This is a genomic window from Psychromarinibacter halotolerans (genome assembly GCF_029168315.1).
GTDB lineage: Bacteria > Pseudomonadota > Alphaproteobacteria > Rhodobacterales > Rhodobacteraceae > Psychromarinibacter > Psychromarinibacter halotolerans.
In genome coordinates, this window is the sequence record NZ_JARGYD010000002.1 from 483,478 (window position 1) to 498,203 (window position 14,726).

The 14,726-nt window shown below is 63.8% G+C and carries 13 protein-coding genes; 6 read left to right on the forward strand and 7 right to left on the reverse strand.

What is annotated here, in order from left to right:
- Window positions 1-85: 85 nt before the first annotated feature.
- Genes P1K30_RS07270 through P1K30_RS07290 form a run of 5 tightly spaced genes read left to right on the forward strand, consistent with a single transcriptional unit; the run spans window position 86 to window position 3,557 of the window.
- A complete protein-coding gene (locus tag P1K30_RS07270) occupies window positions 86-238 on the forward strand; it encodes a hypothetical protein (RefSeq protein WP_275632031.1) in 153 nt (50 codons plus the stop codon).
- Window positions 231-926, forward strand: coding sequence for a sigma factor (locus P1K30_RS07275; protein ID WP_275632032.1), 696 nt, complete (start codon window positions 231-233; stop codon window positions 924-926). The genes P1K30_RS07270 and P1K30_RS07275 overlap by 8 nt, the downstream gene beginning before the upstream one ends.
- Window positions 926-2,254, forward strand: coding sequence for a hypothetical protein (locus tag P1K30_RS07280; RefSeq protein ID WP_275632033.1), 1,329 nt, complete (start codon window positions 926-928; stop codon window positions 2,252-2,254). The genes P1K30_RS07275 and P1K30_RS07280 overlap by 1 nt, the downstream gene beginning before the upstream one ends.
- Before the next feature lie 10 nt (window positions 2,255-2,264).
- Window positions 2,265-2,921 (forward strand): flagellar hook assembly protein FlgD, encoded by a 657-nt coding sequence (locus tag P1K30_RS07285; protein ID WP_275632034.1) that lies wholly within the window; start codon window positions 2,265-2,267, stop codon window positions 2,919-2,921.
- A gap of 33 nt (window positions 2,922-2,954) precedes the next feature.
- Window positions 2,955-3,557 carry a YcbK family protein gene (locus tag P1K30_RS07290; protein WP_275632035.1) on the forward strand — a complete coding sequence of 201 codons (603 nt, stop codon included), beginning with the start codon at window positions 2,955-2,957 and terminating at the stop codon, window positions 3,555-3,557.
- A gap of 8 nt (window positions 3,558-3,565) precedes the next feature.
- Here P1K30_RS07290 and P1K30_RS07295 read toward each other — a convergent pair whose 3' ends face one another.
- Complete coding sequence (locus P1K30_RS07295) at window positions 3,566-4,261, reverse strand: hypothetical protein (RefSeq protein WP_275632036.1); 696 nt, start codon at window positions 4,259-4,261, stop codon at window positions 3,566-3,568.
- Window positions 4,262-4,858: 597 nt separating this feature from the next.
- Here P1K30_RS07295 and P1K30_RS07300 point away from each other — a divergent pair.
- On the forward strand, window positions 4,859-6,685 hold the full coding sequence (locus tag P1K30_RS07300) for a hypothetical protein (RefSeq protein ID WP_275632037.1): 1,827 nt from the start codon (window positions 4,859-4,861) through the stop codon (window positions 6,683-6,685).
- 130 nt (window positions 6,686-6,815) lie between these two features.
- On the opposite strand, the gene infB is transcribed toward P1K30_RS07300, so the two are convergent.
- From infB to serA, 6 genes are all read right to left on the reverse strand, one after another.
- Window positions 6,816-9,335, reverse strand: coding sequence for a translation initiation factor IF-2 (gene infB / locus P1K30_RS07305; RefSeq protein ID WP_275632038.1), 2,520 nt, complete (start codon window positions 9,333-9,335; stop codon window positions 6,816-6,818).
- Window positions 9,332-9,970, reverse strand: coding sequence for an RNA-binding protein (locus P1K30_RS07310; RefSeq protein WP_275632039.1), 639 nt, complete (start codon window positions 9,968-9,970; stop codon window positions 9,332-9,334). Before P1K30_RS07310 ends, infB begins: the two co-directional genes overlap by 4 nt.
- Before the next feature lie 22 nt (window positions 9,971-9,992).
- Window positions 9,993-11,642, reverse strand: a complete 1,650-nt coding sequence (gene nusA, locus P1K30_RS07315) for a transcription termination factor NusA (RefSeq protein WP_275632040.1) — start codon at window positions 11,640-11,642, stop codon at window positions 9,993-9,995.
- 6 nt (window positions 11,643-11,648) lie between these two features.
- Window positions 11,649-12,233, reverse strand: a complete 585-nt coding sequence (gene rimP / locus P1K30_RS07320) for a ribosome maturation factor RimP (protein WP_275632041.1) — start codon at window positions 12,231-12,233, stop codon at window positions 11,649-11,651.
- A 142-nt stretch (window positions 12,234-12,375) separates the two neighbouring features.
- On the reverse strand, window positions 12,376-13,113 hold the full coding sequence (locus tag P1K30_RS07325; RefSeq protein ID WP_275632042.1) for a metallophosphoesterase family protein: 738 nt from the start codon (window positions 13,111-13,113) through the stop codon (window positions 12,376-12,378).
- Window positions 13,113-14,708 (reverse strand): phosphoglycerate dehydrogenase, encoded by a 1,596-nt coding sequence (serA, locus tag P1K30_RS07330; RefSeq protein WP_275632043.1) that lies wholly within the window; start codon window positions 14,706-14,708, stop codon window positions 13,113-13,115. Before serA ends, P1K30_RS07325 begins: the two co-directional genes overlap by 1 nt.
- Window positions 14,709-14,726 lie beyond the last annotated feature (18 nt).

Consider the following 14,726-nt stretch of genomic DNA (forward strand, 5'->3'; position numbering starts at 1 on the left):
ACGCGGCCGGACTCAATCGTGACGACTTCCTCAACCTTAGCACGACGAACTTGCGAAAAAAGCAAAACTTGGCAATTATTAACGCATGAGCCGCGGAATCAGGAAAATAAAGGTGATCTTGGTGGCAAATGCCAAAAGCCTGCTCAGCCAAAGACTCGGGCACATGGGCAAGCGCCACCCGGAACCTTGGACCATCCTGCCCGTTGGCGCCGATTGTTTCGGGGATGCAGATGCTTGACAGCTCTACGATCCAGAACTCGACCGGGGCGGATGCGCCGGCTTGGGCCGGGCTAGCCGACGAAGGGTTGCGGCAGGTGGTCGATGACAACCTTCCGGTCATCCGGGCGATGGCGCGCCGCCGTACCCGCGACGCGCAGGACCAGAACGATCTGGTGTCCGCCGGGGTAGAGGCGATGATCCGCTGTGTGCCCAACTACATCCCGCAACCGGGTATTCCCTTCTTTGCCTATGCCGCACGCTATGTCCGGTCCGCCATGACGCGCGAAGCCGCGTTCCTTGCGCGGTCTGTCAGTATCCCGGATCGCAAGGCCCGCGACGCGCGCTGTGGCCGCTTGGTGGAACACGAAGCCGCGCTGGTTCGCGCCTCTATGCGGTCGGCGGACATCGCAGACGTGCAGGACGAACTGGTCTCGCCCCTTGCCGCCGCCGAAACCGGGCTGGTTCAGCGCGAGACAGACGGCGCGATGCACGACCTGCTTGAACTGGCGCTGGCGTCGCTGACCGAGGCAGAAGCGCAGGTGATCCGTGACAGGCTGTCTGCCGATCAGGACGCGGCAACAGGCCACGGCGCGCTTGACAGCTCGGCAAGCAAAATGCGAAAAACTGAACAGCGCGCACTGATGCGGATGCGGACCTTCCTGCTTCGCCGCGGTGTCACCGCCGATTTCATGAATTCGGGGACCTGATGGACATTTCCCTTTCGACCCTTTCCCCCAGTGCGCCGCCGAAGGGCGCCGTTGGCGGCCGTTCGGGCGAAAGCGCGGACGCGGACGGGTTCGGCAAACTGCTTGGTGCAGAACCGGCGGCCGAGAAACCGACGGCGAAATCCGCCAAGGCGGCGGATGGCACGGAACAGCCCAGCGACGAACCGCAGGTCGAGACAGACGAGAACGGCACGCAGGCCTCTGCAGAAGACGGGTCGGTAGAGGACGGCGAAGCCACCGAGGTCCGGAGCGAAGACGGACTTGAGGCGAGCAGCCCGGTCGGGGCCGACAAAGATTTGTCCGGTGAATTCCGGTCCCGACCGGGACAGGCGCAGGAAGACGCCCTCAGTGCCGGGCAGGATATGGCGCGCGACCCTGCGCCAGAGGTTCTGCCGCAACCGGCCGACACCCCCGCCCCGATGCAGACCGCAGCCGCGCCCGCCCCGGTGAATTCCGAAACCCCGACGCTTGCCGTCGGACAGGCCGCGCCGGAAACCGGCGACGCCGAGCTTTCCGTGGCAGAGCCGGATCTGCCGGACGCCGCCCCCCTGCGCGCCACGGCCGATAAGCCCGCCGCGCCCGCGCCCACCACGCGCGCGCCGGATACGACGCAGGTGGTTCAGATCACCACCGCCGCTGCCGAGCCCGCGCAAAGCAAAGCCTCGGCGGCACGGGCGGAAACGACCTTCGCCGATCTCGTCACCAACGCGGGCCGGGATGGCGGCGAAACCGCGGAAACCCCTGCCCCGCGCATCAGCACGCCAACGGCGCAGCTTCAGACGACATCGCAGGCCGCCGATCAGACGCAGCCCATGTCCGCCGCGCAGCTTCGCGCCGCCGTGGCGCAGGCGCTGCCGCAGCCCGCCGCCGAGCAATCGCAGCCCGCGCCGCAGCCGAAATCGCCGATCGTGCAGAAGGTCGTCGACCAGGTTGCGCAACTGCCCACCGAACCGGGCACCACGACGATCCGCCTGAAGCCGCACGGCATGGGGATCGTCGAGATCTCGGTCGAGCGCACGAAGGACGGTCGGTTGGACGTGGACATGCGGGTGCAGAACCCGCTGGTGCTGGACGCGATGCGGAACGAACGCGGCGCGCTGTCCCACCTGTTTCAGGGCACCGGCGCGCAGGGATCGCTTTCGATGGACCTGTTCCAGCCCGGTGCCGGCCAGAACGGTCAGGACACACCCGGCGATACTGCGGACGGTCCGACCGAACACCTTGCCGAAGACACCGGCGACGACCTTGCCGAACCCGACACCCCCGCCGCGCCGAAACAGGTGTCCGGCGGGCTCGACATCCTGACATGAGGACACCCAAATGAGCATCAGCTCCGTCACTGCCGCGAACGTCACCGCGACGTCGGAAACCTCGCTGTCCCAGCTTGGACAGGATTACGAAACCTTCCTTGGCCTGCTGGTCGCCCAGATCCAGAACCAGGACCCGTTGGAACCGATGGACGCCACGCAGTTCGTGTCGCAGATCGCAACGCTGACGCAGGTCGAGCAGTCGGTGAACATGAACGCCCAGCTTGAACAGCTGCGGTCGAGCCTTGCGTTGACCGCCTCGATGTCCGAGGCCTCGCTGATCGGCCGCACGGTCTCGGTTCCGGCGGATACGATCAACCTGCACGCGGTCGGGATGCCAGTTGCCTTCGGCTACGAACTGGAAGGTACGGCCAGCACCGTTGGTGCGGTGATCACCGATGCCAGCGGCAACGTGGTCCGCACCATCGAACAGCTGCCGACCACGACCGGGGTCATCAACGAGGTGGTCTGGGATGGGCTGGATGCCTATGGACAGCCCGCCCCCGCCGGGACCTATCGCGTGTCGCTGACCGCCGAGGATGCCACGGGCGGGTACAACACCTTTGTCCGCGACACCGTCGACTCGGTCTCTTACGTCGGCGGCCAGCAGTTCCTGAACCTTGCCGGCGGTACGATGGCCCGCAGCGGCGATATCGTGAAGATCGAGTAAGCGAGGGCTTTCGCGCGCACAAGGATGCGAAAAATGAATGTCACACGGCGTAGCTTCATCGGAAAGGTTGCCGCAACCGCGGCCTGCGGGCTTTTGCCCGGCATCCCGGCCTTCGCCGCCGGGCTGGATATTCCGCCGCCCGTGCGCACCGACAGTCGGCTGGACAAGCTGGTGCCGTTCATCGAGCCCTATCTGGATCTCTACAATCCCAATACCGACGAACGCCAACGCGTCCTGTTCTTCGGCACCGCCGGGTATGACCTGAAGGGCCTGCAAATCATAAACTATCTGCTGCGGGACTGGCGTCAGAAGCAGGTCGTGCAGATGGACGTGCGGCTATACTGGGCGCTTGCCGCCATGCGTACGGCGGCCCGGCGGGACGGGCTGAGCGGAGAGATTCAGGTGAACTCTGGCTATCGCAGCCGGAAAACGAACGATCTGCTGCGCGCCGAAGGGTACGGTGCGGCGGTCAACTCGTTCCACACGCGGGCGCGCGCGATCGACTTCGTGGTGAAAGGCGGCGACGTTGCGAATGTGGCCGAGTATGCGCAGTGGCTACAGATCGGCGGTACCGGACACTATCGCGGGCGGTTCGTGCACATCGACTCTGGCGATCAAAGGGTTTGGTTCGGGTAAAGCCTGCGTTAGCTGGCGGCCCGTACCGACCCGAGCACCATGATATCAGCGACGTTACGTTTCATTCTCGCATAGGCGCGCTGCATGTCGTCCTGGCTTGCGAAGTCCGCATAGCCCGGCGCCGTGCCCCGCCAGATGTCCAGAAGCACGCTGGTCTTGCGGACCGACAGCGTGGATTCCGCCCGGTATTCCGAAATCAGGCTGCGTTGCGCCTTGGCGACGCGAACGCCATCCGCGGCGTCAGCGCGGTTCAAGTCAAGAATCCGGCCATCGCCGCTTTCCAGCCAAACGCCCCGGCGGTACAGCGCCCCGGTGCCCTCGGCGACGGTGACGCGGCCGGAAACGGGCTTCCACCCGGGGCCGTCGCGCCGCGCGTCCGCTTCGGCCAGCGCATCAAGGGCAAGGAAAGTCAGGTCGATCGCCGGAAGCGGGACCTGCCCGACCGGAAGCCCGCGGTTCAGGAAATTGGACAACGGCTGGCAGAATTCCCGAATGTGAATTCCCACCTTCATAAGCCGAGCAGCACCGAGATCCTCGGGCTGAAGTTTTGCGATCGAAGGTGCTTGCCCCCAGTTAATCGCAAAAATGCGTGCGGTGCGGAGTTCTTCCGTCTGTGTATATTTCACTGTCATCTCGGTCTTTGAGGAACCCGGTATCAGCTTCGCGTGGCTTTGCCCGGATTCGCTTTTAAAGTGTGTCTCCACCCTCGATACTCGCATGGCATGCTTAATCCGGAAACGAGTATCGGAAGGCGGTCTTCGAATTTTATCCCCTGCTTGGCGCATTGATCACAGTTTCGTGGATAAAATCAGATACTGCATCTGATTGTGTCTCGAATGTGGTCCCACAGACCAATTGATCGAATGATTTGCGGGCGGATCTGAATTTATGTCGTTTCCCGTTCAGGATGATCCGTCCTGAAACCCCGGGTTGTATCTGGATTGGCGAAAAACCGCCGACTCGTTAATTCGTGCAAGGAATTCTCATGTTTAAGGTCGTTCCTTATTCAACAGGTGGCCCATGTGACCTGGGCGGAGGTTCGCGAAAATCTCAATTAAGGCGAAAATCGGGCTTGCGACAAAGCGATTTGCGAAATACACATTGAATGTAGGCGGCACGTTGCTGCATCATATGCGAATATCTTGGTATGAGTTTTCAATGGTACTGAACGCGATGATCCGGAATACCCACATCCCAAAGCGGCGCCCGTCGCACCAGACCGCTACGGTCCGGCCCGGCGCGCCCGAAGGGCTTCATTCCACGCAGCCGCACGCGGCTGGCAAGATCGAAAGGGCGACGGCATGAAAATGGTAAAAGGCACCGCAGGCGCCGACCACCGCGCCGCCGCCCCGACGACGAAAGAAGCCGCACGCCTGACCTTCGACGTCGAAGAGATCACGCCCGAGCGCGCCTCGCGCCTGCTTGAATCGGCTGTGAACCCCGCCGAAGACAAAAAGGCCATCTCGACCTACGCGCAGGCGATGACAAACGGCGCGTGGATCCTGAACGGCCAGCCGATCATCCTGGACGAGGCCGGTCGCGTCATCGACGGCATCCAGCGTCTGAACGCCTGCATCAAGGCCGGGGTCCCGTTCCAGACCATCGTCGCCCGGAACGTCCGGGCCGACACGCTGCACACCATCGACCAGCATCGCCGCCGGTCGTACCAAGGCGTGCTGGAAAGCCGCGGCGTCCGCAACGCGGGCAAGGTGGTCCGCACCATGTCCAAGCTGATCCGGATCGAGAACGGCAGCCTTGGCCGCGAGAACCTGCCGATCAGCTGGTCGCGTTATGACCGCGTGCTGTCCGCCAACCCCGAGCTGGAAGACGCCTGCGACATCGCCGAAACCACCCGCGGCAGCCGCCTGCATTCCACCGCACGCCCCGTGCTGGCCTACATGGCCATCCGCGCCGGGCTGCGCGCCGAATTGCTGACCTTCCTGCGCGAGATCGGCCCTGACCGTACGTCCGGGCTGGATACGCCCGCTGGCATGTTCTGCATGCAGGTCAGCGTGCTGGAACAGAACGGCCTGCCCCTGCCCGTCGACAACGCGCTGGCGCTGTCGATCCTTGCGTTCAACGATCACGTCAGCGGCCGCAAGATCACGCAGCACTACGCGTGGAAGGAAGATTACGGCACGACCCCGCTGGACGAGAATGGCCAGCCCGTGTCGCGTGCCGCGCTACGTGAACAGGCGCCCGCCAACCTTGGCCTGCCGCTGGTCGACGGGTACCCCGGCCTGCGCGAAGGCCGGTTCGATACGTCGCAGGCCACCGACGCGTTCGGCGGCCAGACCGATGAAGAGATCCTGAAAGGCGCCCAAGCCGACGAAGGCCGCGAGCGGGTGCGCATGATGACTGTGACGCCCGAACTGGCGCGCGAATGGATGCAGTTCAACTCTGGCAACCGGAAGGTCCAGAAGAACCATATCGACGTGATCAAGCGTGACATCCTCAACGGCAACTGGATGCTGAACGCGCAGCCGATCTGCTTTACCGGCGATCCGATGGCTGCCGCCAACGACGACACGCCGCGCCTGCTGAACGGCCAGCACCGTCTGCATGCCATCATCGCGGCGGACGCGCCGATCGAGGTTCCGATTGCCACCGGCATCCCGGAAGAGGCATTCGCGACCTTCGACACCCACGCCAAGCGCACCGTGCGCCGGGCCGGCAACCGCGTCGACGATCGGGTTCTGGCCGCCGCCGCCAAGCTGCAGTGGAAAGAGGACAACAACTTGCCCCTGACCGGCAGCGGCAACAGCCCCTCGGCGACCGAGATCCTCGCGACGCTGGAACGGCACCCCGATATCTCGAAAGGGTTCGCCCGCTCGCGCCGTCGCGGCATGACCGAGATCGGATCGTCCGGCGTGATGACCTACTTCATCTATCGGGTGATGCGCGAACATGCCGCGATGGGCGAAGAGTTCCTTGACGGGATCGAGTACGGCGCGAACCTCGACAAGGACAATCCGATCCTGTCGCTGCGCAACATCGCCAAAGGCCGTCGTGGCGGCCTGTCGCGCGGCGAAACGCTGACCATGCTGATCGAGCACTGGGACGCCTTCCGCGAATGGAAGTCGCAACAGCAGTCGTCGACGAAGAAGAAGCAACTGAAGCTGGTCTGATCCCAGCAACCACGGTCACACAGTCACAAGGGGCGGTTCATCCGCCCCTTTTTCTTTGCCGGCAACTCCGCAAACGCAAAACGGGCCGAGGTTTCCCTCGGCCCGTTTTGTAATTCCAGACGCGGTTGTCTTACGCCAGCGAGCGTTCGACTTCCTCGCGCTCGAAGATCTCGATGACATCGCCCGGGCGAATGTCTTCGTAGTTCTCGAACGCCATGCCGCATTCCTGACCCGACTGAACCTCGGCGACTTCGTCCTTGAAGCGCTTCAGCGTTTTCAGCGTGCCTTCGTGGATCACCACGTCGTCGCGCAGCAGGCGGACACCGGCAGAGCGGCGCGCCACACCTTCGGTGACCAGACAGCCAGCGACGTTGCCGACCTTCGAGACCTTGAAGACCTCTTTGATCTGCGCGTAGCCGATGAAGTTCTCGCGGATCTCGGCGCCCAGCAGGCCAGAGGCCGCTTTCTTCACGTCGTCCACAAGGTCGTAGATCACGCTGTAGTACCGGATCTCGACGCCCTTCTGGTTCGCGGCGTTCCGCGCCGGTGCGTTCGCACGGACGTTGAAGCCGATAACCGGCGAGCCGGATGCTTCGGCAAGACCCACGTCGGTTTCCGTGATCGCGCCCACACCATAGTGCAGAACCCGGACCCGGACCTCGTCGTTGCCGATCTTCTCCATCGCCTGAACGATGGCCTCGGCAGAGCCCTGCACGTCGGCCTTCACCAGGATCGGAAGCTCGGCCACGTTCTGATCTTCCTTGGCTTTCGCCAGAAGCTGATCGAGCGTGGTCGCGGCACCGGCAGCAGCGCGTTTTTCCTTCGCGGCGTCCTCGCGGTATTCGGCGATCTCGCGGGCCTGCGCCTCGGTCTCGACGACGTTCAGAACGTCGCCCGCCTCGGGCGTGCCGTTAAGGCCAAGTACCTCGACCGGAACCGACGGACCGGCTTCCTTGACGCGTTCGCCCTTGTCGTTGATCAGCGCGCGCACCTTGCCCCACTGTTCGCCTACGACGAAGATGTCGCCCTGCTTCAGCGTGCCGTTCTGAACCAGAACGGTGGCGACAGGACCACGGCCCACGTCAAGCTGCGCCTCGATCACGGCACCTTGGGCGGCGCGGTCGGGGTTGGCGTTGATCTCAAGGATCTCGGCCTGAAGCGCGATGGCTTCCAGCAGTTCGTCCAGACCCTTGCCGGTGTGCGCGGACACTTCGACGTCCTGCACGTCACCCGACATCTGTTCGACCACCACTTCGTGCTGAAGCAGATCGGTCCGAACCTTGGTCGGGTTCGCGGCGGGCAGGTCGGTCTTGTTGATCGCGACGATCATCGGAACACCAGCCGCTTTCGCGTGGTTGATGGCCTCGATCGTCTGCGGCATGACCGCGTCATCGGCCGCCACGACCAGAACCACGATGTCCGTGACGTCCGCACCGCGGGCCCGCATCGAGGTAAAGGCAGCGTGGCCCGGCGTGTCGAGGAAGGTCAGCACGGTGCCGGCCTTCGTCTTCACCTGATAGGCGCCGATGTGCTGCGTGATGCCGCCGGCTTCGCCACCGGTCACGTTGGTTTCGCGGATCGCGTCCAGCAGCGAGGTTTTGCCGTGGTCGACGTGGCCCATGATCGTGATAACCGGCGGGCGCGGCTTGAGGTCTTCGGCCTTGTCCTCGACGGTGTCGATCACCTGTTCCACGTCGGCATCCGACACGCGGACGACCTTGTGGCCGAATTCCTCGACGATCAATTCCGCCGTGTCGGCGTCGATCGACTGGTTCTGGGTGACCATCATGCCGTTCTGCATCAGGGCCTTCACCACGTCGGCGACGCGTTCGGCCATACGGTTGGCCAGCTCCGACACCACGATGGTCTCGGGAACCTGCACGTCACGCACAACCTTTTCGCGGCTGTCGCCACCGCCCATCGCCTTTTGACGCGCACGCTCTTGCTTGCGCTTCATCGCGGCGAGCGATTTCTGCCGGCCGCCTTCGCCACCGGACAGCGCCTGATTCAGGGTCAGCTTGCCGGACCGGCGGTTGCCGTCGTCGCGGCCACGCTTCGCCGGGCGATCGCGGTTTTCAGTCCGCTCGCGGTCGGGTTTGCGGGGGCCGCTGGGGCCCTTCGCGGCACGCGCTTCCTCGCCCGCGGGATCGGGGGCGGGCGCAGCGGCCTTTTCGGTCTTGGCAGGCTTCGCACGGTCAGCCGCGGCTTTCGCCTTGGCTTCCTCAGCTTCACGCTGGCGGCGTTCGTCTTCCTCGGCCTTGCGCTTGGCGGCTTCCTCGCGCTCGCGCTCTTCGCGCTCTTTGGCCTCGATTTCGGCACGGCGGCGCTCGCGCTCTTCAGCGCGCTGCCGCTCGTCTTCTTCACGCTGCTTCGCCTCGTCGGCCTCGCGGGCCTTCGCGGCGGCAAGCGCCTTCATGCGGCGTTCAAGTTCCGCATCCGAAATACCGGCGGGACGGCGCGAGGGATCGCCCCCGTCCTTGCCGCCACCCGACGATTTGCCTGCGGCACCGGGCTTCGGCACGACAACGCGCTTGCGTTTCGTTTCCACCACCACGTTCTTGGTCCGTCCGTGGCTGAAGCTCTGCTTCACGTTGCCGGAACGAGGGCCACTACGCAGACCAAGAGGTTTCTTGCCGTCAGTATCGCTCATCGCGTCTTCAAATCCTTTCCGGAGGCATCGTTACCCCCGTTCGTCCTGCGCAGGCCAGAGAGCCGCGCGGCTTCCTCTACTACACGTCTCGTGAGTCCGCCAGTCGCAAGCGCGCCATGTATCACATGTTCGCGCCCGAATGCCAAACCCAATTCCTGCGCCGAAAGCTCGCCCACAAAGGAGTCTTCGCCATCCGGCGCCTTCAACTTGCTCTTGCCGCGTTCCGATCCGTCGGTCGCCTGGATCAGCACGTGGGCCTCTCCGGTGTCGAGCCAGCTTTTGACCTTCTCATAGCCCGCTACGGCCCGACCGGCTTTGCGCGCCATCGCGATCAGGTCGATCACCCGCTGGGTGATCTGGCGTTCGACCTCGTCGGCCAGCGAATCCGGAACGGTAACTGCCTGTCTGGCGGCCCGGGCAAACAGCCGTTTCTTCACGGCTTGATCCAGGGCGGACCTGTCAGACTTTACCCAGATACCTCTTCCGGGCAGTTTTTCAAGGACATCGGGGACAATTTGTCCGTCGGGTCCCACGACAAAACGGATCAGCCCATATTTGGGCTGACCCTCTCCGGTTACGATGCAGCGCCGTTCGGGCCCTGCATCCCGGTCTTTCGGTTGGCCACCGCGAGCCATCCGCGCCACCCGAGGCCTGAGATCAGGCCCCGGCCTCCTGTGCGGTTTCTTCGCCTTCGGTCTCGCCGTCTTCCTCGGCATCGACGTCCAGCTCTTCCTCGTCGGCTTCCAGTTCGGCGGGGTCGACCCAGCCCAGTTGAATACGCGCGGTCATCACCATGTCCTGCGCTTCTTCAAGCGAAACCTCGAATTTTTCGAGAATCCCGTCGTCTTTCTTGCGCTCGCCGTTCTCGGTGGTCCAGCCACCGGCCAGTTCCCAGTCGGCGCAGGTCGCGAAATCTTCCAGCGTCTTGACGTCGTCCAACGCCAGCGCCTCGACCATCTGCGGGGTCAGGCCCTCGAAGTTCACAAGGCTGTCCTCGACGCCCAGTTCGCGGGCGTGTTCCAGCGCCTTGCGGTTCTGTTCGTCGATGAAGTCGCGGGCGCGGGCCTGAAGCTCGTTCGCCGTGTCGTCGTCGACGCCGTCGATGACGGTCAGTTCGTCCAGCTCGACATAGGCGACCTCTTCGAGGTTGGTGAAGCCTTCCGAAACCAGCAGCTGGGCGAAGAACTCGTCCAGATCCAGCGTATCGACGAACAGCTTGGTCCGTTCCTCGAACTCGGCCTGACGACGGGCGGATTCCTCGGCCTCGGTCATGATGTCGATATCAAGGTTGGTCAGCTGCGACGCAAGACGCACGTTCTGGCCGCGACGGCCAATGGCCAGCGACAGCTGTTCCTCGGGCACGACGACCTCGATGCGCTCGGCTTCCTCGTCCAGGACGACCTTGGTCACCTCGGCGGGTTGCAGCGCGTTCACCAGGAAGGTCGGCTGGTCTTCGTTCCACGGGATGATGTCGATCTTCTCGCCCTGCAGTTCGTTCACCACGGCCTGCACGCGCGAGCCGCGCATACCGACACAGGCGCCGACGGGGTCGATCGAGTTGTCATAGCTGATCACGGCGATCTTCGCGCGCGACCCCGGGTCACGGGCCACGGCCTTGATCTCGATGATGCCGTCGTAGATCTCGGGCACTTCCATCTTGAACAGCTCGGCCATGAATTCCGGCGCGGTGCGCGACAGGAAGATCTGCGGCCCGCGCGGTTCGCGGCGGACATCCTTGATGTAGCAGCGGATGCGGTCGTTCGGGCGATAGCTTTCGCGACCGATCTTCTCGTTCCGGCGCAGGATGGCTTCGCCCCGGCCCACGTCGACGATGACGTTGCCGTATTCCTCGCGCTTGACGATGCCGTTGATGATGGTGCCGGCGCGGTCCTTGAACTCGTCGTACTGGCGGTCACGCTCGGCTTCGCGGACCTTCTGCAGGATGACCTGCTTGGCCGACTGCGCGGCGATCCGGCCCATTTCCACCGGCGGAACCTCGTCGGTCAGCATGTCGCCGACCTGCGGGTTTTCCATGTACTGCTTCGCCTGTTCGACGGTCAGCTCGGCCTGGTAGTTTTCCAGTTCCTCGTCTTCGACGACGGTACGGACGCGGGTGAAGGTCGCCTTGCCGGTCTTCCGGTCAATCGACACGCGGATGTCCATCTCCGAGCCGTAGCGCGACTTGGCGGCACGGGCGAGAGACTCTTCCATCGCCTCGACCACAAGGCCGGGGTCGATCATCTTCTCGCGCGCGACGGCCTCTGCGGTCTGCAGCAGCTCAAGCTGGTTGGCGGAAGTAATGGCCATGTCTTCTTACTCCTCTTCGGACCCGCTATCGGTCTCGATCTCGTCGAATTTGCTTTCGTCCACGATGCCGGCTTCTTTGCGCTGCTTCAGCATCTCGCGGATCAGGTCGTCTGTCAGAACCAGCTTCGCATCGCTCAGCCAGTCGAATTTCAGCCCGATGGTGACGTCTTCACCGTGTTGTTCGATGGTGATCAGAACCTCGTCGCCTTCGGTGCCCGCAAGGTTGCCCTTGAAGCGGCGGCGGCCGTCGATCAGTTCGGTGGTCTCGATCCGGGCCTCGTACCCTTCCCACTGATCGAAATCCTTAAGCCGGGTCAGCGGCCGGTCGATGCCGGGGCTGGACACTTCCAGCGTATAGTTGTCGTCGATCGGGTCCTCGACATCCAGAACCGCGCTGATCGCGTTCGAGATGTCGGCGCATTCATCCACGTCGATGGCGCCGTCGGGCCGCTGGGCCATGACCTGCACGGTCTTGGTCTGGCCGCCCATCAGGCGCACGCGCACCAGTTCGAACCCCATCCCCTCGATGATCGGGGTCAGGATCTCGGCCAGGCGGCGGTCGATAGGGGCTTTTGCAACTAGGTCAGACATTCGGGGTCCAGATACGAAAAAACGGGCGCGCGGCCCGTTCACACTTGTCCGGTGGAGCTTCGGGGGTGGAGGCCGAAACGCCGCTGTTGATGGGCATATACGCAAGGAGGCCCGAGTCTGCAAGGGGGAACGCCGTCCCGCGTCACAGCGGGGGCAGCGGAACCCTGCCATCCTCGGTCAGGATACAGACGTCGCTGCCCTCGAACACCGCCGCCGTCAACTTGCGGCCATAGCCCGCACCGGTATCCAGATTGACGCGGTTGCGGTGGTTTTCGGGCTCTTGCACGGCGGTGTGGCCGTGGACGACGGGTTTCGGGTGGTCGCGTTCGTCCCACAGGAAATCGTCGCGAATCCAGATCAGGTCTTCCTTTTCTTGCTTCTCCAGCGGGATGCCGGGGCGGATGCCTGCGTGGACACACAGAAAGTGATCCATCTCTGCATACAGCGGAAGCCGATCAAGAAAGCTTACATGTGCCTCGGGCACCGCGACGCGGGCACGGGCCTGCACATCGAAGAAATCGTAATCCTCGGGGACATCGACGCCATAGGACGCAAGGGTCTGCGGGCCGCCAAGGTTTGGCTGCAGCCACCAGTCTGCCCGGCCGAAACGCGGATCGTCGGCGTCGGGGACGGACAGGAAATCCAGAAACATCTGGTCGTGGTTGCCACGGATCGACTGCCACGGCTGCCCCGCCGCCATACCGGCAATCAGGTCGTCGATCACCCCGCGCGAATCCGGCCCGCGATCGGTGTGGTCGCCAAGGTGGATCAGCGGCGCATCGGTGTCGCCGGTGGACACACGGTCGGCCCGGACAAGGGAATGGGCAGCGCGAAGTTTCTCGCGCTGCCCGTGAATGTCACCGATGGCGTAGAACCGCATCAGGCCACGTCGAACTGAAGCGGACGGACCTGCAGGAACAGGCCGGTGTCCTTCAGCTTTTGCAGCACATCGGCGGGCGGCTGATCGTCAAGGTACAGAAGCGCGATGGCGTCCTTGCCCTGATGCGACCGGCCAAGGGTAAAGTTCGCGATGTTCACCCCGTTGGACCCCAGCGTGCCACCCAGCGTCCCGATGATGCCCGGAACGTCCTTGTTGGTGGTGTACAGCATGTGCTCGCCCACCTCGGCGTCGATGTTGATGCCCTTGATCTGGATGAAACGCGGCTTGCCGTCGCTGAACACGGTGCCCGCGATCGAGCGTTCCCGCGTCGGCGTCACCACCGTCAGCTTCATGTAGCCGTCGAAGATGCCCGACTTGGTTTGCGTCGTGGTGGCGATGTCGATGCCGCGTTCCTTGGCCACGACCGGGGCCGATACCATGTTCGCATCCGGGTTCGTCTGCTTCATGATCCCCGCCAGAACGGCGGTGGTCAGCGCGGCGACGTTCAGTTCAGCGGCGTTGCCGTCGAACAGGATGTTGATCGCCTCGATCGGTTCGTCGGTCAGTTGCCCGGCGAACCCGCCAAGATGGCTGGCCAGCTTGATCCACGGGCCCATGACCTTGGCTTCCTCGGCGGTCACCGACGGCATGTTCAGCGCGTTCTCCACGGCGCCGGTCAGCAGATAGTTCGACATCTGCTCGGCCACCTGCAGCGCCACATTCTCTTGCGCTTCGGTGGTCGACGCGCCGAGGTGCGGGGTGCAGACCACGTTGGGCAGGTTGAACAGCACGTTCTCGGTCGCGGGCTCTTCCGCGAAGACGTCGAAGGCCGCGCCGGCGACGTGGCCGGATTTCAGCAGCTCGGCAAGGGCTTCCTCGTCGACCAGTCCGCCACGGGCACAGTTGATGATGCGCACGCCTTTCTTGGTCTTCTCAAGGTTTTCCTTCGACAGGATCTTGCGGGTCTGGTCGGTCAGCGGAACGTGCAGCGTGATGAAGTCGGACCGCTTCAGCAGCTCTTCCAGCTCGACCTTCTCGACGCCCATCTTGTCGGCCTTCTCCTGGCCGAGGAAGGGATCGTAGGCGATGACCTTCATCTTCAGGCCACGGGCGCGGTCGCAGACGATGCCGCCGATGTTGCCGGCGCCGATGACGCCCAGCGTCTTGCCGGTCAGCTCGACGCCCATGAATTTCGACTTCTCCCACTTGCCGGCGTGGGTCGAGGCGCTGGCCTCGGGGATCTGCCGCGCAACCGCGAACATCATCGCGATGGCATGCTCGGCGGTGGTGATCATGTTGCCAAACGGCGTGTTCATGACGATCACGCCCTTGCGGGACGCGGCGTCCTTGTCGACGTTGTCGGTGCCGATGCCGGCGCGGCCCACGACCTTCAGGTTGTCGGCGTGTTCCAGCAGCTTTTCGGTGACCTTGGTGGCCGACCGGATGGCAAGACCGTCATACTGGCCGATGACTTCTGCCAGCTTGTCCTTGTCCTTGCCGAGGTCCGGCATGAAGTCGACGTCGATGCCGCGATCGCGGAAGATCTGAACGGCGGTTTCCGAAAGCTTGTCGGAGACGAGTACCTTGGGAGCCATTTCAAGTGGTCCTTTGAT